21 protein-coding genes are annotated in these 19,854 nt (G+C 69.6%); 12 read left to right on the top strand and 9 right to left on the bottom strand.

Annotation, left to right across the window (positions count from 1 at the left end; translation table 11 throughout):
• Window positions 1-7: 7 nt before the first annotated feature.
• Entirely contained in the window at window positions 8-808 is an 801-nt protein-coding gene (locus ACWA14_RS05060) for a CPBP family intramembrane glutamic endopeptidase (RefSeq protein ID WP_463796394.1), read from the bottom strand.
• A gap of 102 nt (window positions 809-910) precedes the next feature.
• On the opposite strand from ACWA14_RS05060, the gene typA reads away from it, so the two are divergent.
• A complete protein-coding gene (gene typA, locus ACWA14_RS05065; protein ID WP_463796395.1) occupies window positions 911-2,824 on the top strand; it encodes a translational GTPase TypA in 1,914 nt (637 codons plus the stop codon).
• Between the two features lie 283 nt (window positions 2,825-3,107).
• Complete coding sequence (locus tag ACWA14_RS05070; RefSeq protein ID WP_463796396.1) at window positions 3,108-3,929, top strand: aggregation-promoting factor C-terminal-like domain-containing protein; 822 nt, start codon at window positions 3,108-3,110, stop codon at window positions 3,927-3,929.
• 81 nt (window positions 3,930-4,010) lie between these two features.
• Here ACWA14_RS05070 and ACWA14_RS05075 read toward each other — a convergent pair whose 3' ends face one another.
• Window positions 4,011-4,559, bottom strand: a complete 549-nt coding sequence (locus ACWA14_RS05075) for a helix-turn-helix domain-containing protein (RefSeq protein ID WP_463796397.1) — start codon at window positions 4,557-4,559, stop codon at window positions 4,011-4,013.
• 101 nt (window positions 4,560-4,660) lie between these two features.
• Between ACWA14_RS05075 and ACWA14_RS05080 the strand changes: the two genes are divergently transcribed.
• The 6 genes from ACWA14_RS05080 (at window position 4,661) to ACWA14_RS05105 (ending at window position 9,186) form a co-directional block, all read left to right on the top strand.
• Window positions 4,661-5,371 carry an AzlC family ABC transporter permease gene (locus ACWA14_RS05080; RefSeq protein ID WP_463797369.1) on the top strand — a complete coding sequence of 237 codons (711 nt, stop codon included), beginning with the start codon at window positions 4,661-4,663 and terminating at the stop codon, window positions 5,369-5,371.
• Window positions 5,368-5,682, top strand: a complete 315-nt coding sequence (locus ACWA14_RS05085) for an AzlD domain-containing protein (RefSeq protein WP_463796398.1) — start codon at window positions 5,368-5,370, stop codon at window positions 5,680-5,682. Before ACWA14_RS05080 ends, ACWA14_RS05085 begins: the two co-directional genes overlap by 4 nt.
• Before the next feature lie 63 nt (window positions 5,683-5,745).
• On the top strand, window positions 5,746-6,246 hold the full coding sequence (locus ACWA14_RS05090; protein WP_463796399.1) for a histidinol dehydrogenase: 501 nt from the start codon (window positions 5,746-5,748) through the stop codon (window positions 6,244-6,246).
• 9 nt (window positions 6,247-6,255) lie between these two features.
• The gene (gene fdxA, locus ACWA14_RS05095; RefSeq protein WP_463796400.1) at window positions 6,256-6,576 is read left to right on the top strand and encodes a ferredoxin; all 321 of its coding nucleotides are present in this window, start codon (window positions 6,256-6,258) and stop codon (window positions 6,574-6,576) included.
• Between the two features lie 8 nt (window positions 6,577-6,584).
• On the top strand, window positions 6,585-7,691 hold the full coding sequence (gene dapC / locus ACWA14_RS05100; protein ID WP_463796401.1) for a succinyldiaminopimelate transaminase: 1,107 nt from the start codon (window positions 6,585-6,587) through the stop codon (window positions 7,689-7,691).
• A 199-nt stretch (window positions 7,692-7,890) separates the two neighbouring features.
• A complete protein-coding gene (locus tag ACWA14_RS05105; protein WP_463796402.1) occupies window positions 7,891-9,186 on the top strand; it encodes a citrate synthase in 1,296 nt (431 codons plus the stop codon).
• 104 nt (window positions 9,187-9,290) lie between these two features.
• On the opposite strand, the gene ACWA14_RS05110 is transcribed toward ACWA14_RS05105, so the two are convergent.
• The 3 genes from ACWA14_RS05110 to dapD all read right to left on the bottom strand — a co-directional run bounded on the left by ACWA14_RS05110 (window position 9,291) and on the right by dapD (window position 13,056).
• Complete coding sequence (locus tag ACWA14_RS05110) at window positions 9,291-10,673, bottom strand: DEAD/DEAH box helicase (RefSeq protein ID WP_463796403.1); 1,383 nt, start codon at window positions 10,671-10,673, stop codon at window positions 9,291-9,293.
• Between the two features lie 267 nt (window positions 10,674-10,940).
• Window positions 10,941-12,044, bottom strand: a complete 1,104-nt coding sequence (locus ACWA14_RS05115; protein ID WP_463796404.1) for a YihY/virulence factor BrkB family protein — start codon at window positions 12,042-12,044, stop codon at window positions 10,941-10,943.
• 67 nt (window positions 12,045-12,111) lie between these two features.
• Window positions 12,112-13,056, bottom strand: coding sequence for a 2,3,4,5-tetrahydropyridine-2,6-dicarboxylate N-succinyltransferase (dapD, locus tag ACWA14_RS05120; protein WP_463796406.1), 945 nt, complete (start codon window positions 13,054-13,056; stop codon window positions 12,112-12,114).
• Between the two features lie 95 nt (window positions 13,057-13,151).
• On the opposite strand from dapD, the gene dapE reads away from it, so the two are divergent.
• From dapE to ACWA14_RS05135, 3 genes are all read left to right on the top strand, one after another.
• A complete protein-coding gene (dapE, locus tag ACWA14_RS05125) occupies window positions 13,152-14,225 on the top strand; it encodes a succinyl-diaminopimelate desuccinylase (protein ID WP_463796408.1) in 1,074 nt (357 codons plus the stop codon).
• Entirely contained in the window at window positions 14,207-15,424 is a 1,218-nt protein-coding gene (locus tag ACWA14_RS05130; protein WP_463796409.1) for a hypothetical protein, read from the top strand. The genes dapE and ACWA14_RS05130 overlap by 19 nt, the downstream gene beginning before the upstream one ends.
• A 94-nt stretch (window positions 15,425-15,518) precedes the next feature.
• Window positions 15,519-15,692, top strand: a complete 174-nt coding sequence (locus tag ACWA14_RS05135; protein ID WP_017203323.1) for a DUF3117 domain-containing protein — start codon at window positions 15,519-15,521, stop codon at window positions 15,690-15,692.
• Between the two features lie 84 nt (window positions 15,693-15,776).
• Here ACWA14_RS05135 and ACWA14_RS05140 read toward each other — a convergent pair whose 3' ends face one another.
• The gene (locus ACWA14_RS05140; protein ID WP_463796411.1) at window positions 15,777-16,415 is read right to left on the bottom strand and encodes an O-methyltransferase; all 639 of its coding nucleotides are present in this window, start codon (window positions 16,413-16,415) and stop codon (window positions 15,777-15,779) included.
• 88 nt (window positions 16,416-16,503) lie between these two features.
• On the opposite strand from ACWA14_RS05140, the gene ACWA14_RS05145 reads away from it, so the two are divergent.
• Entirely contained in the window at window positions 16,504-16,878 is a 375-nt protein-coding gene (locus ACWA14_RS05145) for a twin-arginine translocase TatA/TatE family subunit (protein WP_463796413.1), read from the top strand.
• Window positions 16,879-16,929: 51 nt separating this feature from the next.
• On the opposite strand, the gene ACWA14_RS05150 is transcribed toward ACWA14_RS05145, so the two are convergent.
• Genes ACWA14_RS05150 through ACWA14_RS05160 form a run of 3 tightly spaced genes read right to left on the bottom strand, consistent with a single transcriptional unit; the run spans window position 16,930 to window position 19,833 of the window.
• Window positions 16,930-18,090 carry an Mrp/NBP35 family ATP-binding protein gene (locus tag ACWA14_RS05150; protein ID WP_463796415.1) on the bottom strand — a complete coding sequence of 387 codons (1,161 nt, stop codon included), beginning with the start codon at window positions 18,088-18,090 and terminating at the stop codon, window positions 16,930-16,932.
• Window positions 18,038-18,565 (bottom strand): DUF1003 domain-containing protein, encoded by a 528-nt coding sequence (locus ACWA14_RS05155; protein ID WP_463796418.1) that lies wholly within the window; start codon window positions 18,563-18,565, stop codon window positions 18,038-18,040. Before ACWA14_RS05155 ends, ACWA14_RS05150 begins: the two co-directional genes overlap by 53 nt.
• A complete protein-coding gene (locus ACWA14_RS05160) occupies window positions 18,565-19,833 on the bottom strand; it encodes a magnesium transporter MgtE N-terminal domain-containing protein (RefSeq protein ID WP_463796420.1) in 1,269 nt (422 codons plus the stop codon). The genes ACWA14_RS05155 and ACWA14_RS05160 overlap by 1 nt, the downstream gene beginning before the upstream one ends.
• Window positions 19,834-19,854: the final 21 nt, after the last annotated feature.

Here is a 19,854-nt window from a genome sequence, read left to right on the forward strand (position 1 = left end):
TCTGCGGTCAGCCCGGCAGCCCGAACAGGGAGGGCCAGGTGGCGGCCGCCCACGGATACCCCACGAACACCGTGGCGTCGATCAGGAAGTGCGCGACCAGGAACGGCATCAGGCGCCCGGATCGCTGGAAGAGCCAGCCGAACAGCATCCCCATGGCGAAGTTCCCGATGAAGGCTCCCGGCCCCTGGTACAGGTGGTAGCTCGCCCGCAGCAGCGACGTGGTGACGATGATCGTCCAGGGACTCCACCCGAGCTCCTTCAACCGGGCGAACAGGTAGCCCAGCACGATGAACTCCTCCTGCAGCGACGCGCGCGCCGCAGCGAGCAGCAGGACCGGGACGGTCCACCAGTAGGCGTCGAGACCCGCCGGGTTCACGGCGACGAACAGACCCGTCGCGCGCCCCACGATATAGAGGGCGAGCCCGGGGATGCCGATCGCGAGCACGAGCAGCACCCCGCGCCCGACGTCCGATCCGACGCGCGTGCCGTCGATGCCCAGACGGCCCAGGTGCGGGCGCGCGTTCTGCCAGAGGAGGAAGCAGACCAGCAGCACCGGGACCAGCGAGAACCCGATCGAGAGCACCTGATAGATCAGGTCGAAGACCTCGCGGTCGCTGCGGGAGGGGTTCAGAGTCGCCGTCTGCTCCGCGAGCGGCGTCTCATCGGTCAGCCGGTAGGCCAGCTGCACGACGGCGTAAACGGCCGACTGGCCGAGGCCGAGGGCCAGCACGATGGCGATCTCCCACCACAGCCGGGCGCGCCCCGGACGGCGCTGCGCTCGCTCGGGAAACGGGGGCGAAAGGGTCACGATCTCGATGCTACGGCCTCCGTTCAGGAACGCGACCTGCGCGTGCGTTATCCTGGAACGTCGGTTTCCTGACACATCCCACCATCTTCTTAGGACTCATGCATGGCGCACGCCCTCCGCTCTGACCTCCGCAACGTCGCTATCGTCGCGCACGTCGACCACGGCAAGACCACTCTCGTCGACGCCATGCTGCGTCAGACGGGCTCCTTCGGTGAACACGCCCACGTCGACGAGCGCGCGATGGACTCGAACGACCTGGAGCGCGAGAAGGGGATCACGATCCTCGCCAAGAACACCGCGATCACCTACAAGGGTGTCCACGCGAAGGACGGCGAGGTGACGATCAACGTGATCGACACCCCCGGCCACGCCGACTTCGGCGGCGAGGTCGAGCGCGGCCTGTCCATGGTCGACGGCGTCGTGCTGCTCGTCGACGCGAGCGAGGGCCCGCTGCCCCAGACCCGCTTCGTGCTGCGCAAGGCACTCGAGGCGAAGCTTCCCGTCATCCTGCTGGTCAACAAGACCGACCGCCCGGATGCCCGCATCGCCGAGGTCGAGGAAGAGGCGCACGACCTGCTCCTCGGACTCGCCTCCGACCTCGTCGACGACGTGCCCGACCTCGACGTCGACGCACTCCTCGACGTTCCCGTCGTCTACGCCTCCGGTCGTGCCGGCGCCGCGTCGCGCAACCGTCCCGCCGACGGCTCGCTGCCCGACAACGCCGACCTCGAGCCGCTGTTCGAGGCCATCCTCGAGCACGTGCCCGCTCCGGCGTACGACGACGAGCACCCGCTGCAGGCCTGGGTCACGAACCTCGACTCGAGCCCGTTCCTCGGCCGCCTCGCCCTGCTGCGCGTCTTCAACGGCACGCTCAAGAAGGGTCAGACCGTGGCCTGGGTGCGTGCCGACGGCAGCCACCAGAACGCGCGCATCACCGAGCTGCTGAAGACCCGCGCGCTCGAGCGCTACCCCGCCGACTCCGCCGGCCCCGGTGACATCGTCGCCATCGCCGGCTTCGAGAACATCACCATCGGCGAGACGATCGCCGACCCGGAGGACGTGCGACCGCTGCCCGCGATCACGGTCGACGACCCCGCCATCTCGATGACCATCGGCACCAACACCTCGCCCCTCATGGGCAAGGTCAAGGGTCACAAGCTGACCGCGCGCATGGTCAAGGACCGTCTCGACAAGGAGCTCATCGGCAACGTGTCGCTCAAGGTCGTCGACATCGGCCGCCCCGACGCGTGGGAGGTGCAGGGTCGTGGAGAGCTCGCTCTCGCCATCCTCGTCGAGAACATGCGTCGCGAGGGCTTCGAGCTCACGGTCGGCAAGCCGCAGGTGGTCACGAAGAAGGTCGACGGCAAGACGTACGAGCCCTTCGAGCACCTCACGATCGACACGCCGGAAGAGCACCTCGGTGCCATCACGCAGCTGCTCGCGAACCGCAAGGGTCGCATGGACAACATGACCAACCACGGCACCGGCTGGGTGCGCATGGAGTTCATCGTCCCGTCGCGTGGCCTGATCGGCTTCCGCAGCGAGTTCCTCACCACGACGCGCGGCACCGGCATCGCGAACGCGATCTCGCACGGCTACGAGCCCTGGGCGGGGCAGATCACGACGCGTCAGAACGGCTCGATCGTCGCCGACCGTCAGGGTGTCGTCACGCCGTTCGCGATGATCGCTCTCCAGGAGCGCATGTCGTTCTTCGTCCAGCCCACGCAGGAGGTCTACGAGGGCATGGTCATCGGCGAGAACTCGCGCGCCGACGACATGGACGTCAACATCACCAAGGAGAAGAAGCTCACCAACATGCGTGCGGCGAGCTCCGACACCTTCGAATCGATGACCCCGCCGCGTCAGCTGACGCTGGAGGAGAGCCTCGAGTTCGCGCGTGACGACGAGTGCGTCGAGGTGACTCCCGAGGTGGTGCGCATCCGCAAGGTGAACCTCGACCAGAACACCCGTGCCCGCGAGACCTCGCGTCTCAAGCGCCAGGACGCCAACGCCTGAACGACGCGTTCATGACGAGGGCCTCATCCTGCTGATCTCAGCGGTGATGGGGCCCTCTTCTCATGAAATGCCCAGGTGGGGGATGGTTTTCGTTCAGCTTCGTCGTGCAGGATGGGGAACTTGCGTCCGGCGAGTCGATTCCCGATGAGTCGCCCTGCCCGCAGGTCCCGGACGTATCGACGACCCGAAAGTCGAAGAGTTGCTTCACCTTCACAACACCCGTGCTTCTCGGCGCGCCGCCGCGGTGGTCGACGCCCATTCCGCCGTCCGCTCTCGTCGCCCGATGGTTCTCCTCACCACTCTCACCGGGGCACTGCTCGGCATCACGCTCACGGTCGGCGTCGTCTCGACGCCGGCGGCCGGAGCGGAGCGTGTCAGCGGAGGTCCCTCCGAGCTCGCGATCTCCTCCAGCGCCCCGCAGGCTCTCTCGTTGCGGGAGATCACCGATTCGGCGAAGGCCTCTCAGGCGGACGCGCAGGAGGCGGCAGCGGCAGCCGACGCTCTCACGGCCGAGGTCGCCGCCTCCGGACTCGACCTCGGCGACGTGCCGACCACGATCGACACCGCCCCGTTGAGCGAGAACATCGACGACCTCGGTGATCGCGCGGTCATCCCCGCCCTGCTGCTGAGCGACCTGGTCGACGACACGGTCGCCGACACCCGGGAGGTCGAGTCGCGCACGGCTGAGCTCCAGGAGTCGTTCGCGGCCGCACAGGCGCAGAAGGCGGCCGAGGATGCCGAACGCGCCGCCGCGGAGCAGGAGGCCGCCGCCGCGGCTGCACTGGCCGCAGGCAACACCGTCGAGGGCGCGCAGGCGACCGCGCGCGACATGGCCTCCAGCCGCTACGGCTGGGGCGCGGACCAGTTCTCCTGCCTCACCTCGCTGTGGAACAAGGAGTCCGGCTGGAACTACCAGGCGTACAACGACGACGGCGGTGCCACCGGCATCCCGCAGGCGCTCCCGGGCAGCAAGATGGCCTCGGCCGGAAGCGATTGGCAGACCAACGCCACGACGCAGATCTCGTGGGGGCTGGACTACATCTCCCGGGCGTACGGCTCGCCGTGCAGCGCGTGGTCGCACTCCCAGGCGGTGAACTGGTACTGACCCGCGGACGGCGCCCCGGCGCGATCGTCACGAAGGCTCACCCCGTGCGGGGTGGGCCTTCGTCGTCCTCCGGGCGGCCGGTCAGCGCAGCTCGGAGATGAGGACGGCGCTCGTGCCCGGGGCCGTGGCGTCGAAGATGTGCGGCGCGTCTCCCGGGTAGGAGAGGTAGTCCCCGGGGTGCAGGACGACCGGCGCCTCGCTCGGTCCGATGCGGGCCGATCCTGAGATCAGGATCACGTGCTCGACCGTGCCCGGGTGGTGGGGGTCGGAGAGGCGGGGGTCGCCGGGTTCGGCCCGGATCAGGTAGAGATCCCGGCGCGCGCCCGGCGGGCTCGCGGAGAGCAGGCTCGCGCTGTAGTCCGCGGCGGACGAGGGGACGCCGGCGAGGTCGGCAGCCCGGATCAGCGTCGGCGCGTTCGTCTGCTGGTCGACCAGGACCGCGAACGGCACCCCGAGTGCCACTCCCAGCGCCCAGAGCGTCTCGACGCTGGGGTTGCCGGCTCCGCCCTCCAGCTGGGAGACCGTGGCTTTGGAGATGCCGGCTCGACGCGCGAGTTCCGACACCGAGAGTGCCGCTGCCTCGCGCTCTCGGCGCAGCGTGCGGGCGATTCGTGTGCGGAGATCCTCCATGTGTTCATCATGTCAAACGATCGTTCGCTTGACTATGCCGCAGGGTATGTTCAGAATGATCTGCATGTGTTCAGCAGATCGAACGATGCCTCGGGCCGATGATGACTCCCGAGCGTGAGGTCTGGCGCGAGTCGCTCGGAGTGGTGCTCGCGACCAGTGCCTACGGCGTCTCCTTCGGCGCGTTGGCCGTGGCATCCGGCCTCGACGTGTGGCAGACGTGCGTGCTCAGCCTGGTGATGTTCACCGGCGGATCGCAGTTCGCCTTCGTCGGGGTCTTCGCCGCCGGCGGTGTCGCGGCGCTGCCGTCGGCGATCGCCTCCGCCGTGCTGTTGGGGGTGCGCAACATCGCCTATGGCCTGCGCATGGCGCCGGTGGTCGGCGGGGGAGTGCTCCGGAGGGCGTCGGCCGCGCACTTCACGATCGACGAGTCCACGGCGGTCGCGATCGCGCAGACCGATCCGCGGCTGCGCCGGGTGGGCTTCTGGATCACGGGCGTCGGGATCTACATCGGCTGGAACATCACCACGCTGGTGGGTGCCCTGGTCGGTGACGTGCTCGGCGATCCTCGGGCGTGGGGGCTGGATGCCGCTGCGGCCGCCGCCTTCCTGGCCCTGCTGTGGCCGCGTCTGAAGCAGCGCCAGGCCATCGCCGTCGGTGCCGCCGCCGCCGTGGTGGCCGCGTCCCTGACCCCGTTCCTCCTGCCGGGTCTCCCGGTTCTCCTGGCCGCCGTCGTGGCGATCCTGGTGGGCTGGTTCAACTGGCTCGGACGACCCGTCCCGGCGCTTCCGAACAGCGAGGGGAGGATGTCATGAGCATCTGGACTGCGATCCTGCTGGCGGCGCTGATCTGCGTCGCGCTGAAGGCCGTGGGGTATCTGGTTCCGCCGAAGGTGCTCGAGGCGCCGCGACCCGCACGGATCTCGGATCTGCTGACCGTCGCGCTGCTCGCCGCCCTCGTGGCGGTGCAGACGTTCGGGGCCGGGCAGGCGATCGTCGTCGATGCCCGTGTGCCGGCGCTCCTGGTCGCCGCCGGGCTGCTGTGGCTGCGCCAGTCGTTCCTCGTCGTGGTGGTGGCTGCGGCGGCGGTCGCCGCGCTGCTCCGCCTCGCCGGCGTGGCGGGCTGAGGCGACCCCGCTCCGCGTCCGTCTTCGCGTTTCGACCGCCGACGTCATCGGTAGACTCGGAACGTGCGCGTCAGCTGGGTGTCGAGAGTGTTGTCGTGGGTCTCTGCGGCCCTCGTCGGCGGCGTGTACGGCATCGCCGGCACGATCGCCCACAGCCTGATGTGGGGACCCGTCCCGGTCGGTCTGATCGTCGGTGCGGTCGCCTGTGCGGCGATCCTCGTCGCGGTCCGCACGCTGACCCATGATCGCGGCGCAGCACTGGCCGGTGGCCTCGGCATGATCGGGATGCTGCTCGTCATCTCCGGGGTCGGGCCCGGCGGCTCCGTCGTGGTCCCCGATTCCCTGACCGGGCGGATCTGGACCTATGTCGTCGCCGGGATCGTCCTCATCGTCGTCGCCTGGCCCTCCTTCTCCCGGCTCCCGGTCGCCGCCCCGACGGCGACCGTGCCGGCTGCGGAGGCGGACGTGCCGCTGATCACGGCCGTTCCGCAGGATCCCTCGGCGGTGCCCGTCGTCCCGGCGCGCTCCGGCTCCGCGCAGGAGAGCGACCCCCGCGAGCCGTAGACTGGTGGGGTGACGTATGTGATCGCCCTGCCGTGTGTCGATGTGAAGGATCGTGCCTGCATCGACGAATGCCCCGTGGACTGCATCTACGAGGGCGAACGTTCGTTGTACATCCATCCCGACGAGTGCGTGGACTGCGGCGCCTGCGAGCCCGTATGCCCGGTCGAGGCGATCTACTACGAGGACGACCTGCCCGAGGAGTGGCAGGACTACTACACGGCGAACGTGGAGTTCTTCTCCGAGATCGGATCGCCCGGCGGCGCCGCCAAGGTCGGCGTCTACGCGTTCGACCACCCCGTGATCTCCGCCCTCCCGCCCCAGGGCGAGTAGGCCCGAGCGTGAGCGTCCGCGACCTCGCCGACTACCCGTGGGATGCGGTCGTCCCGTACCGCGAGCGTGCGGCGAAGCATCCGTCCGGGCTGGTCGATCTCTCGATCGGTTCGCCCGTCGACCCCACGCCGGAGATCATCCGTCGGGCTCTCGCCGAGGCGACGGATGCGCACGCCTATCCCCAGACGGTCGGCACCCCGGCCGTGCGCGAGGCGATCGTCGAGTGGTACGCACGGCGTCGCGGGGTCCCCGACCTGACCGTCGACAACGTCCTCCCCACCATCGGCTCGAAGGAGCTCGTGGCGTTGCTGCCCACGCTCCTCGGGCTCGGCGAGGGGGACATCGTGGTGCACCCCCGCGTGGCATACCCGACCTATGAGGTCGGCGCCCGCACGGCGGGCGCGACGCCGCTGCCCGCAGACGACCCGGCGAGCTGGCCGGAGGGCACCAAGCTCATCTGGATCAACACGCCGGGCAACCCCGACGGACGCACGTGGACCGTGGACGAGCTCTCGGCCGCGGTGCGTCGTGCGCGCGAGCTCGGCGCTGTGCTCGCGAGCGACGAGTGCTACGCCGAACTCGGGTGGGACGGCCCCTGGGCCCGCGAGCGCGTGCCCTCCATCCTCGACCCGCGCGTCACGGGCGGACGCCGATCGAACCTGTTGAGCGTGTACTCGTTGAGCAAGCAGTCGAACCTCGCCGGCTACCGAGCGGCGTTCGTGGCCGGTTGCGCCCGGATCGTCGGGGATCTGCTCACGGCTCGCAAGCACCTGGGCCTGATGCCTCCCGCACCGATCCAGCACGCCATGGCGATCGCCCTCGCGGACGACGAGCATGTCGCCGTGCAGAAGCAGCTCTACCGGGAGCGCCGTGATCTGCTGCGCCCCGCGGTCGAGGCCGCCGGGTTCCGCATCGACGGCTCGGAGGCCGGCCTGTACCTGTGGGCCACGGAGGGCCGCGACGCCTGGGAGTCGCTCTCGCGGCTCGCCGATCTCGGCGTCCTCGCGGGTCCCGGCCCGTTCTACGGTGCGGATTCCGCCGAGCACATCCGTCTCTCCCTGACCGCTCCCACCGAGCGCATCGCGGAGGCCGCCCGTCGTCTGCGCGAGGCATGACTGTAGGAATCCTCACCGTCGACGTCGTCAGGTTGGCGGATGTCACAGTAGGCCTGCGTCCCTACTAGGCTGTAAAAGCGATCCGGTCATGATCCGACCAGGCGGCATGCGTGCCGATTCATCGCCAGTTCAGGCTTGAGACGAGAATTGCTGACACCGACGCGAGACGCGGGCGGTCAGACACGACCAGGAGGCCCGCGTGAGTGCAGCGGCAGACCAGCAGGCTACGGCGAAGCTGACCATCGGTGAGAAGACGGCCGAGTTCCCGCTCGTGCACGGCACAGCCGGACAGAACAGCATCGACTTCTCGACGCTGACCCGGCAGACCGGGTACACCGGACTCGACTACGGCTTCGTGAACACGGCGTCGACGAAGTCCGACATCACCTTCATCGACGGCGACAAGGGCATCCTGCGCTATCGCGGCTACCCGATCGAGCAGCTCGCCAACACGACCAGCTACCTCGAGGTCGCCTGGCTGCTGATCTACGGCGAGCTGCCGTCGGCCTCCGAGCTCACCGAGTTCGATGAGAAGATCCGTCGCCACACGCTTCTGCACGAAGACCTCAAGCGCTTCTTCTCCGCGCTGCCGCACACCGCGCACCCCATGTCGGTGCTGTCGTCGGCCGTCGCCGCGCTCTCGACCTACTACGAGGGCCAGACCGACCCGCACAACCCGGAGCATGTCGAACTGAACATGATCCGCATGCTCGCCAAGCTGCCGGTGATCGCGGCCTACGCGCACAAGAAGAGCGTCGGCCAGGCGTTCCTCTACCCGGACAACTCGCTCAGCTTCGTCGACAACTTCCTGAAGCTCAACTTCGGCGTGCACAGTGAGCCGTACGAGGTGAACCCGGTCATGTCGAAGGCCCTCGAGCTGCTCCTCATCCTGCACGAGGATCACGAGCAGAACGCCTCCACCTCGACCGTGCGTCTGGTGGGCTCCACGGGAGCGAACCAGTTCGCCTCCGTCTCCGCCGGCATCCAGGCCCTCTCCGGTCCGCTGCACGGTGGCGCGAACGAGGCCGTGCTCACGATGCTCGGACAGATCCGCGACTCCGGTCAGAGCGTGTCGCGTTTCGTCGAGCGCGTGAAGAACAAGGAAGAGGGCGTGAAGCTCATGGGCTTCGGGCACCGGGTGTACAAGAACTACGACCCGCGTGCCAAGCTCGTCAAGGATGCCGCCGACGAGGTGCTCGCCTCCCTCGGCGTCACGGATCCGCTGCTCGACCTCGCCAAGGAGCTCGAGGAGCTCGCCCTCGCGGACGACTACTTCCGCGAGCGTCGCCTCTACCCGAACGTCGACTTCTACACCGGCGTCATCTACAAGGCCATGGGCTTCCCGACGCGCATGTTCACGGTGCTGTTCGCGATCGGCCGGCTTCCCGGCTGGCTCGCCCAGTGGCGTGAGCTTCAGCTCGACCCGCAGACCAAGATCGGCCGACCGCAGCAGCTCTACACGGGTTCGCCCGAGCGCAGCTTCCCGACCCGCTGAGATCGACGGGACATCTCTCGACGGAGATCTCGCACCGGATACACGAACGTGGCGTGCCCCCGAGGGGACACGCCACGTTTCTGTGTGTCGGTGCGAGTGCCGGGTCAGCGACCCTGGGCCGCGCGACCGCCCTGACGGCTCTGGCCGCCCTGACGCGACGAGAAGCCGGCCTGGCCCTGGCCGCCACCCTGGCCGCCGGAGCGGGGGCGACGCCGACGCGCCGGGGGAGTCGAGGCACCCGAACGCTCGCCACCGGCGGGGCGCTGCTTGGCCTGACGCTGCGGCTGCGCGGCAACGATCGGAGCCGGACGCACGTGTGCGGCGCGCTCGGGAACGAGACCGTTGATCGCCTCGGTGGTGGCGTTCTCCAGCGGTGCCGTGATGGCCGCCTTGCGCAGCAGGTCCTTCACGTCGCGACGCTGCTCGGGGAGCACGACCGTGACGACGGTACCGGCGGCGCCGGCGCGCGCGGTGCGGCCCGAACGGTGCAGGTACGCCTTGTGCTCCATGGGCGGGTCGACGTGGACGACCAGGTCGACGTTGTCGACGTGCACGCCGCGGGCGGCGACGTCGGTGGCGACGAGCACGCGCACGCCACCCTCGTCGGGATCCGCCGAGAAGGCGCTCAGGTTGCGCTCACGGGCGTTCTGCGACAGGTTGCCGTGCAGATCCACCGAGGGGATGCCCGCGGCGGTCAGCTGCTTCGCGAGCTTCTTCGCCTGGTGCTTCGTGCGGGTGAACAGGATGCGACGGCCGGTACCCGACGCGAGCTCGCGCACGAGTGCGGTCTTGTCATCCGTGGAATCGACGACCAGCACCCGATGGGTCATCTCGCCGACCGGCACGCTCTCCTCGTCGACCTCGTGGCTGACGGCGTTCGAGAGGAAGCGGCGGGCGAGCGTGTCGATGCCGCGGTCGAGGGTCGCGCTGAACAGCAGGCGCTGACCGCCGGCCGGCGTCGCGGTGAGGATGCGGGTGACACCGGGCAGGAAGCCGAGGTCGGCCATGTGGTCGGCCTCGTCGAGCACGGTGACCTCGACGGCGTCGAGCTGCACCACCTTCTGCTTCATGAGGTCTTCGAGGCGGCCGGGGCACGCGACGACGATGTCGACGCCGCTGCGCATGGCCTGCTCCTGCGGGCGCTGGCTGACGCCGCCGAACACGGTCGTGACGCGCAGGCCCTTGGCGGCGGCCAGGGGAGCGATGGTCGCGGCGATCTGCGTGGCGAGCTCGCGGGTCGGGGCGAGCACGAGGCCGCGCGGGTGTCCGGCGCGGCTCGTGCGGGAAGAGGCGGCGAGGCGCGAGACGAGGGGCAGGGCGAAGGCGATGGTCTTGCCGCTACCGGTGCGACCGCGACCGAGGAGGTCACGGCCCGCGAGGGAATCGGGAAGCGTGTCGCGCTGAATCGCGAACGCCTCGGTCTTGCCGTCCTTCGAGAGGACGGCGGCGAGGTCGGCGGGCACGCCGAGATCGAGGAAGGAAGTCATGAGGTATCTCCGAGAATGCACGCACGAACCAGTCGGGCCGGGTGCGGGAAGGGTGGGCGACGGCGCGGGATCGCGCATCGTTTCGCCGTTCGAAATGGCCAGAACCAGCAAGTGGCGCGGGAGCGTGTCGACGACGCAGACGCCTCGCGGTGCGAAGAGCGTCATGCCGACAGTATCACGCGCAGCCTGAGAGCCGGCGCGCGGCGCGGCCGAGCGCGCGTGCGGGACCCGATGAGAGCGGACAGCGGCGTGACTCGAGGCCTGCCGTCACGATCGGCCGGATGCCCCATGCTCTCGCAGCTGCCGGAGCCGGTTCAGAGCTCGCCGCACGACGGTGTCGTCTCGAGGCGGGAGCTCCTTTCCCTCCCGAAGCAGGACGCCGTGCTCCTCGGTGATCGCCGCGGAGCGCTCCGTTCTCCGGCTCATCGTCGTGTCGCGGAGGGGGAGCCGAAGCTGTACCTCTGCCTCCTCGCCGCCCTGGAGCTGACGTCCGCGTTCGAGTTCCGCGTTGAACTCCGCCCCGAACAGGAGGGCGAGGTTGATGAGGAAGAGCCACAGCAGGAAGACGACGACCCCCGCGAGCGCGCCGAAGGTGCGGTTGTAGGACGCGAAGTTCGCGACGTAGAAGATCAGACCGGTCGAGGACAGCGCTGATCCCGCGATGGCGAGGACCGCGCCGAGGGCGAGCCATCTCAGCGGCGGTTGACGGAGGTTGGACGTCCCCTTGTAGAGAGCGGTGACCATGACGACCACGGCGACCGCCAGGATGGGCCACTTCGCGATGTCCCAGACCACGAGCGCCGTGTCGCCGATGCCCCAGGCGTCGCCGATCGCCCGGGCCACGGGTCCGGAGAGCACCACGACCGCAGCGACGATCAGCACGAGCAGGATCAGACCGATCGTGACGCCGAGCTGCGCCGGCTTGCGCTTCCAGTAGGGGCGTCCCTCGGTCACGCCGTAGATGCGGTTGAGCGCGCGCCCGAAGGCGCCGACATACAGCGATGCCGACCACACCGCCGCCGCGATCGCGGCGAGGAAGGTCCACCCCGCCGTGGACGCGCCGGCGACCCCGATCAGGGGATCGCGCAGCGTCTGCGTCACGGCTTCGGGGGCGACCTGATCGAGCAGCGACAGCAATCGATCGAGGACCGTCTCGCTGTCGGTGAGCACGCCGACCATCGCGACGATCGCCAGCCCGGCGGGGAAGACCGACAGGACGGCGAAGAACGTCAGCGATCCGGCGATGTCGACGCAGCCGTCGCGCAGGAACTCCTGGATCGTGCGGCGGCCGACGTAGGACCAGGTCTGCCGGTGCACCCGGGCCGGCGATTCCGGCTTCGCGGTCCGAGCGCGGGACGATGCAGAAGACATGCCGTCCACGCTATCCCGTGCATCGCGGGGGATCCGTCACGGGGGAGCGGAGCGGGCCGCAGGCGGGTCAGGCGTGCAGGGCCTCGTTGAGGGTCACTCCGACACCGGCGCGGCGCACGGCCTCGACCGCGCCGCTCAGGGAGTTGCGTCGGAACAGCAGTCCGTCCTGACCGGACAGCTCTGCTCCCTTGACCGTCTTCCGCGTCCCGTCTGCTGTGGCGGGGCTGTCCGGGAGGACGATCTTGGTCCCTGCGGTGACGTAGAGGCCGGCCTCGACGACGCAGTCGTCTCCGAGCGAGATCCCGATGCCGGCGTTCGCCCCCAGGAGCGTCCGGGATCCGATCGACACGCGATGGGCGCCGCCGCCGGACAGGGTTCCCATGATGGAGGAGCCTCCGCCGATGTCGCTGCCGTCTCCCACCACGACGCCCTGGGAGATGCGTCCCTCGACCATGGAGCTCCCCAGGGTGCCCGCGTTGAAGTTCACGAACCCCTCGTGCATCACGGTGGTGCCGGGGGAGAGGTGAGCGCCGAGGCGCACGCGGGAGGCGTCGGCGATGCGCACACCGGCCGGCTGCAGGTAGTCGGTGAGGCGCGGGAACTTGTCGAGACTCTGCACCTGGATGCCGGCGCGCTGCAGCTGCGGACGCAGGCGGATCGCGTCGTCCGGGTGCAGGGGACCCGCGTTCGTCCACGCCACGGTGGGCAGGTGGCCGAAGATGCCGTCGAGGTTCAGGTCGTTCGGGCGCACCAGCAGGTGCGAGAGCGCGTGCAGCCGAAGATAGGCGTCGGCGGTCGACGCGGGGGCGGCATCGAGATCGATCTGCAGCGCGACCGTCTGCAGCGTGACATCGCGACGCTCATCAGGACCGGTGAGGTCGTCGAGGGCGGCGGCCCGGTCGCCCGTGGGCAGGGTGCCACTGCCGAGCTCGGGATACCAGGCATCGAGGACGGTGCCGTTGCCGGCGATCGTGGTCAGTCCGATACCCCAGACGCTGCGCGATTCAGTCATGCCTCCACGGTATCCGCTGCGCGCGGGAACCTCCCACCGGATGACGCGGGATTCCGGCCGCGGGTCCGAGGGAGCAGCACAACTAGGCTGGAGCCATGGTGCTCGATCTGACAGCCTCCTCGCTCGACCTCACCCGCGCGATCTGCGACATCCCGAGCGTCTCGGGGGACGAGAAGCGGCTCGCCGACGAGATCGAGGCCGCCGTCTCGCCGCTGGCACACCTCGAGGTCATCCGTCACGGCAACACGATCGTGGCGCGCACCGACCTCGGAAGGTCGCACCGCGTGGCGATCGCCGGTCACATCGACACCGTGCCGATCAACGACAACCTGCCCACGCGCGACATCGAGATCGACGGGCTCCCCTTCCTCTGGGGGCGTGGCACCGTCGACATGAAGGCCGGGACCGCGGTGCAGCTCAAGCTCGCGGCCGAGCTCACCGACCCCGTCGTCGACATCACGTGGATGTGGTACGACAACGAGGAGGTCGAGGGCTCCAAGAACGGCCTCGGGCTGCTCGCCTCCGTCCGCCCCGATCTCTTCCGGGCCGACTTCGCGATCCTGGGGGAGCCGTCCGACGGCGAGGTCGAGGGCGGATGCAACGGCACCCTGCGCGCGATCGTCCGCACCGCGGGTGTGCGAGCCCACAGCGCACGGGCCTGGATCGGTGAGAACGCCATCCACCACGCGGCCCCGATCCTCACCCGATTGGCGGAATACCGCGCCAAGGAGGTCATGGTCGAGGGGCTGCTCTACCGGGAGAGCCTGAGCGCCGTGCGCATCGCCGGCGGTGTCGCCGGAAACGTCATCCCCGATGCCTGCGAGGTGGAGGTGAACTACCGGTTCGCACCGAGCAAGTCGGCGGCCGACGCCGAGGCGCATCTGCGCGCGGTGCTCGCCGGCTTCGACATCGAGATCACGGATGCCGCCGAGGGCGCGCGCCCCGGGCTCGACGCACCGATCGCTCAGCAGTTCGTGGCGGCCGTCGGGGCGGAACCGCGCCCCAAGTACGGCTGGACCGACGTCGCGCGTTTCTCGGCGCTCGGCATCCCCGCCGTGAACTACGGCCCCGGCGACCCGCATCTCGCGCATCATGACGAGGAGCGTGTGCCCGTGGCGCAGATCGACGCCGTGGAGCAGGGTCTTCGCGCATGGCTCACCGCGCGCTGACCGTCTCACGCCGCTGGGCGCGGAGTCCGATCGCATTCCGCATCGCGGTCCTCTACCTGGCCGCTCGGGCGCTCACCAGCCTGTTCTTCGTGTTCGCGGCCCTGCAGGCGACCCCGGCCTCGCGGATCGGCGTCGGCGCCGGCCTGGGGGACTTCGTGCTGGCGTGGGACGCGCAGTGGTATTGGCTCGTCGCCGAGAGCGGCTACCCGAGCGAGCTGCCGCTGACCGCCTCGGGGGAGGTCGCCGAGAACGCCTGGGCGTTCATGCCGGTGTTCGCATACGTGGCCAAGGTCGTCGGACTGCTCTTCGGCTCCTGGGGCGTCGGGGCTTTCCTGGTCTCGCTCGTGGCCGGCTACCTCGCATGCCTCGCGCTGCACCGCCTGCTCCGCGACCGGATCGGGTCGTCTGCGGCACTGTGGGCGGTGGCGTTCTTCGCCTCCGGACCGTTGGCGGCGCTGTTCCAGGTGGGATACGCCGAGACGCTCTTCCTCCTGCTGCTGTTCCTCGCGCTCGATGCGGTGGCCCGGCGACGCTACGCCTGGCTCTACCTGCTCATCCCGGTGATGGCCTTCACCCGCCCCGGCATCCTCGCCTTCGCGCTGTACCTCGGCCTGCACGGCATCCTGCGCTGGAGGCAGCGACGGGACGACCCCCTCCCTCCCGTGCAGATCGTGCACATCGTCTTCCTCGGCGCGCTCGCCACCGCGACGGGCTTCGCCTGGCAGGGGATCGCGGGGCTCGTGACCGGCGACCCCGGTGCCTATCTCGCGACCGAGCTCGCCTGGCGCCGCCACTGGGTGGTGGGCGGTGTCGAGGGCTTCGTCCCGTTCGAAGGCTGGATCCAGGCCTCGCAGTTCTGGTTCGGACAGTGGGGGCTCCCGACCTGGGCCGGCCCCGTGGGCCTGATCCTCCTCGTCGTCGCGGCAGGACTGGCGTTGCTGCGCTCGCCGCAGGTCGCCGCGCTCGGCGCGGATCTGCGTCTGTGGAGCGCGAGCTATCTCCTCTACCTGCTCGCGGTGTTCTTCCCGCAGTCGAGCACCTTCCGCCTCCTGCTTCCGATCAGTCCGCTCTGGGGGGCGCTCGCGGTGCCGCGATCCCGGTGGTGGCGGGGCGGAGTCCTCGCGATCGGCGTCGCGGGCCAGTGGCTCTGGATCTACCACGTCTACACGCTGGGGAACACGTTCTGGCAGGTGCCCTGAGAGTGGCGAGCGGGTGCATTTTATGCGCTGCGGACATCCGTGCCCCGTCTCACCCGATAAACTCATCCCATACCACCGAGGAAAGGGTGCCACGATGGCAGCGATGAAGCCGAGGACCGGAGACGGGCCGATGGAGGCCGTGAAAGAAGGACGACTCATCATCGTGCGCGTTCCGCTCGAAGGCGGCGGCCGACTGGTCGTCTCCGTGAACGACGCCGAGGCCAAGGAGCTTCACGACGTGCTTGCCGCCGTCGTGGCTCCGGCCTGATGTACTCGGATCCCTCTTAGCGGGTCCGAAGAGGGCGATGGGCCATCCGATCCATCGCCCTCTCTCGTCGTCCGGAGGTCGTCGTCAGAGACGTTCGCCGAGACTGATCAGCTGGAGCAGTCCTTCTCCGGCGGGGGAGACCGTGGCGAGGACGGCCGAGGACTCCTGCGTCTCCTGCACGAGAGAGCGGTAGGCCGCGGTGACGTCGTCGCGCTGCACGGGGTCGGCCACCCGTCCACCCGCGAGAACCCGCGGAACCAGGACCATGCCGCCGGCGCGCGCGAGGCGCAGTCCGTGTGAGACGTACTCGATCACGTTCTCGGCGTCGGCGTCCACCAGCACGATGTCGTACGAGGCCTCGTTCATCCGCGGGAGCACATCGGCGGCACGCCCGGTGATGAAGCGCGCCTTCGTCGAGGGGATGCGGGCGTCGGCGAACGCCTGGCGCGCCGCGGCCAGATGTTCGGGCTCGTTGTCGATCGAGGTCAGAACCGCCTGCGGGGCTCCGCGGAGCAGCCAGAGTCCGGACACCCCGGCACCCGTTCCGATCTCGACGATCGACTTGGCGCCGGTCGCGGCAGCGAGCACGGCGATCTGAGAACCGATGACCGGACTGATCGGCGACGCGCCGAGTTCGACGGCGTGGGCGCGAGCGCGGGCGATCGTGTCGGGTTCGGCGATGGATTCGCGGATGAACCGCGCGTTCGCGTCGTGTTCGCTCATGCCTGCGTCTCCTCGGTGACCTGTGATTGTTTCCAGGATATTCGGTCGGTGTGCACGGAGAGCGCAGGCGCGGCGGTAGCCTGGACAGATGCAGTTCGGGCTCACTTTCGAGAAGCTGTTGCTCATCGGTCTCATCGTGGTGCTCATCGTCGGTCCTGATCGTCTTCCGAAGGTCGCCGAAGGATTCGCGCGGACCGTGCGCAAGGCCGGCGAGTATCTTCGCGACACCAAGTCGAAGATGCGCGACGAGATGGGCCCCGAGCTCGACGATGTCGACTGGCGCAAGCTCGATCCCCGGCAGTACGACCCGCGGCGCATCATCCGCGAGGCTCTGCTGGAGACCCCGGCTCCGGCCGCCGCGGCCACGGCGGCGCAGACCACGATCGCAGAACCGCCGCTGTCGCGTGCGCCCCAGGTGTTCAGCGCGACGAACAAACCGCCGTACGACGCCGAAGCGACCTGAGTCGCGACATCACCCGCGCACCGGCCGTGTGATTCCGTTCGAGCGCCGTCGTCAGCGCAGAGACATCGGGAGCGATCGGCCGGCGAGGCCTCGGCCCCGGCGGGAGAGCGTCCGGGCGACGTCGTGGATCGCAGCCGCCGCCGCATCCGTCCGGTCTCCGAGCACGACCGGCTCGCCAGCGTCGCCGCCGGTGCGGAGGGCGGGGCTCAACGGGATCGACGCCAGCAGCGGTACGACATCGGCGCCCTCGGACAAGGCCGCGGCGACCGCCGCGCCGCCCCCCGCGCCGAACAGATCCACGACCGTGCCGTCGGGCAGCGCGAATGCCGCCATGTTCTCGATCACGCCGATCACGCGCTGTCCGGTCTGCCGGGCGACGATTCCGCTGCGGATCGCGACCTCGGCGGCGGCCGTCTGCGGAGTCGTCACCACCAGCACCTCGGCATGGGGCAGCAGCTGCCCGATCGAGATCGCGATGTCGCCGGTGCCCGGGGGCATGTCGATCAGCAGGATGTCGAGGTCGCCGAAGAACACGTCGGTGAGGAACTGCGAGACCGTCCGGTGCAGCATCGGTCCGCGCCACGCGACCACGGCCTCTCCGTCGCGGAGGAACATCCCGATCGAGATGGTCTTCACGCCGTAGGCGACCGGCGGCAGCATCAGGTCGTCGATGCGCGTGGGCTGCGTGCCCGCCGGTATGCCCAACAGGCCGGGGATCGAGAAGCCGTGCACGTCGGCGTCGACGAGTCCGACCGCGAGTCCCTGCTCCGCCAGCGCGACGGCGAGATTCGCGGTGACGGTCGACTTGCCCACGCCTCCCTTGCCGCTCGAGACCAGGATCACGCGCGTGAGGGAATCGGGGCCGAAGGGCATCTGGCGCGGGGGGCGCCCGGCGCGGAGCTTCTCGGTCAGCGCCTTGCGCTCGGCAGGAGTCATCACGCCGACCTGCACCTCGACCCGTGAGATCCCGGGGACGGATGCCGCGGCTTCGCGCACGTCGGTCTCGATCCGATTCGCTGCGGGGCAGCCGACGATCGTCAGCACGATCCCGACCAGGGCGGTGTCCCCGTCGACGGTGATGTCACGCACCATGTCGAGGTCGCCGATCGGTCGCCTCAGCTCCGGATCGGTCACGGCGGACACTGCCGCCGTGACGGCCTCAGCGGTGGTCACGAGAAGCGTCGTCGGCCGCGGGCCGGTCGTGCGAGTCATCGAGCTCCGCGAGCAGCGCCTTCAGCTCGTGGCGCAGGACATCGCGGGTGACGGCCTGGGAGTTGCGCTCCTCCAGCGACATGCGCAGCGCCACGATCTCCCGGGCGAGGTACTCGGTGTCGGCGAGATTGCGCTCGGCGCGCTGGCGGTCCTGCTCGATCTGCACACGGTCGCGGTCGTCCTGACGGTTCTGCGCGAGCAGGATGAGCGGCGCGGCGTAGGACGCCTGGAGCGAGAGCATGAGGGTGAGGGCCGTGAAGCCGAGCGCGGCGTCGTCGAAACGCAGCTCATCGGGAAGCAGCGTGTTCCACAGGATCCAGAGCACGCAGAACATCGAGAGCATGACCAGGAACGCGGGCGTGCCCATCGCCCGGGCCACCCACTCCGTGAAGCGGCCGAAACGGTCGCGCGAGGTCGGCCGGGCGCGGGTCGTGCCACGCCCGAGCGGCGCGTCGAGGCCGGGTGTGCGTGCCATCAGCGCACCTCCTTCACCGGCTCGTGCTTCTCGTCGTCGTCATGCGAGCGCCAGTCGTCCGGAAGCAGGTAGTCGAGGACGTCGTCGATGCTGATCGCGCCGACCAGCCGGCGGGCCACATCGATCACCGGCAGCGAGACGAGGTCGTAGCTCGCCAGCATGCGCGCCACCTCGGCGGCGGATGCCGTGACCGGAACGGGCTCGAGGCTGTCGTCGACGATGGCGCCGAGCCGCTCGTGCGGCGGATAGCGCAGCATGCGCTGGAAGTGCACCATGCCGAGCAGGCGGCCGGTGGGGGTCTCGAACGGGGGCAGCGTGACGAACACGGCGGCCGCGAGAGCCGGGTGGAGCTCGTGTCGACGGATGAGCGCGAGCGCCTCGGCCACCGTGGCATCAGCGGACAGGATGATCGGCTCGGGCGTCATCAGGCCACCGGCGGTGTCCGGGCCATATCGCAGCAGCATCCTGACGTCTTCGGCTTCCTCCGGCTCCATCAGCTGGAGCAGGTGCTCCAGGCGGCTCGGCGGCAGCTGGGCGAGAAGGTCGGCCGCGTCGTCCGGCTCCATCTGGTCGAGGATGTCGGCGGCGCGCTCATCGCCGAGACGGTCGAGGATGTGCACCTGCTCGTCCTCCGGCATCTCCTCCATCGCGTCGGCGAGGCGATCGTCGGAGAGCTCCTCGGCGACTTCGATCATCCGCTGCTGCGGGAGATCGAGGAGCGTGTTCGCGAGATCGGCCGCGTGCAGTTCGGAGTAGGAGGCGACCAGCTGCTCTGCCGATTGCGACTCGCCCGGGGCGCGCTGCTCGGAGACCTCGCTCCACGCGGCGAAGGTGGTCGGTCCCTTGGCGAACGGCGAGGCGCTGGTCTTGGGGCGACGCAGGAAGAGCTGGCTCACGGCCCATTCGCCGAGGCGGTTCGGTTCGATCGCGACGTCTTCGATCACGGCGGACCCTGAGCCGTCGGCGAAGGTGACGCGGCGCCCGAGCATCTCGGCGAGCACGCGCACCTCTCCGGCCCGCGGCGAGAAGCGGCGCACGTTGATGAGCCCGGTGGTGATGACCTGCCCCGAGCGGATGGAGGTGACGCGGCCGATCGAGAGGAAGACCTGTCGGCGTCCCGGAATCTCGACGACCAGTCCGATCACGCGCGGCGCGGCGCTGCTCCGGTACACGATGACGACATCGCGGACCTTGCCGAGCCGGTCGCCCACGGGGTCGAAGACGGCGCATCCGGCCAGGCGCGCGGCGAAAACCCGTTGTGTGCTCACGCTCCCAGCGTAGTGCGCGAG

Source organism: Microbacterium sp. TW_SC_2 (assembly GCF_055361165.1).

Coding starts and splice junctions, on each gene's coding strand:
- typA (WP_463796395.1), top strand. CDS start 911: ATGGCGCACGCCCTCCGCTCTGACCTCCGCAACGTCGCTATCGTCGCG.
- ACWA14_RS05070 (WP_463796396.1), top strand. CDS start 3,108: ATGGTTCTCCTCACCACTCTCACCGGGGCACTGCTCGGCATCACGCTC.
- ACWA14_RS05075 (WP_463796397.1), bottom strand. CDS start 4,559: ATGGAGGATCTCCGCACACGAATCGCCCGCACGCTGCGCCGAGAGCGC.
- ACWA14_RS05080 (WP_463797369.1), top strand. CDS start 4,661: ATGACTCCCGAGCGTGAGGTCTGGCGCGAGTCGCTCGGAGTGGTGCTC.
- ACWA14_RS05085 (WP_463796398.1), top strand. CDS start 5,368: ATGAGCATCTGGACTGCGATCCTGCTGGCGGCGCTGATCTGCGTCGCG.
- ACWA14_RS05110 (WP_463796403.1), bottom strand. CDS start 10,673: ATGACTTCCTTCCTCGATCTCGGCGTGCCCGCCGACCTCGCCGCCGTC.
- ACWA14_RS05115 (WP_463796404.1), bottom strand. CDS start 12,044: ATGTCTTCTGCATCGTCCCGCGCTCGGACCGCGAAGCCGGAATCGCCG.
- dapD (WP_463796406.1), bottom strand. CDS start 13,056: ATGACTGAATCGCGCAGCGTCTGGGGTATCGGACTGACCACGATCGCC.
- dapE (WP_463796408.1), top strand. CDS start 13,152: ATGGTGCTCGATCTGACAGCCTCCTCGCTCGACCTCACCCGCGCGATC.
- ACWA14_RS05130 (WP_463796409.1), top strand. CDS start 14,207: ATGGCTCACCGCGCGCTGACCGTCTCACGCCGCTGGGCGCGGAGTCCG.
- ACWA14_RS05135 (WP_017203323.1), top strand. CDS start 15,519: ATGGCAGCGATGAAGCCGAGGACCGGAGACGGGCCGATGGAGGCCGTG.
- ACWA14_RS05140 (WP_463796411.1), bottom strand. CDS start 16,415: ATGAGCGAACACGACGCGAACGCGCGGTTCATCCGCGAATCCATCGCC.
- ACWA14_RS05145 (WP_463796413.1), top strand. CDS start 16,504: ATGCAGTTCGGGCTCACTTTCGAGAAGCTGTTGCTCATCGGTCTCATC.
- ACWA14_RS05150 (WP_463796415.1), bottom strand. CDS start 18,090: ATGACTCGCACGACCGGCCCGCGGCCGACGACGCTTCTCGTGACCACC.
- ACWA14_RS05155 (WP_463796418.1), bottom strand. CDS start 18,565: ATGGCACGCACACCCGGCCTCGACGCGCCGCTCGGGCGTGGCACGACC.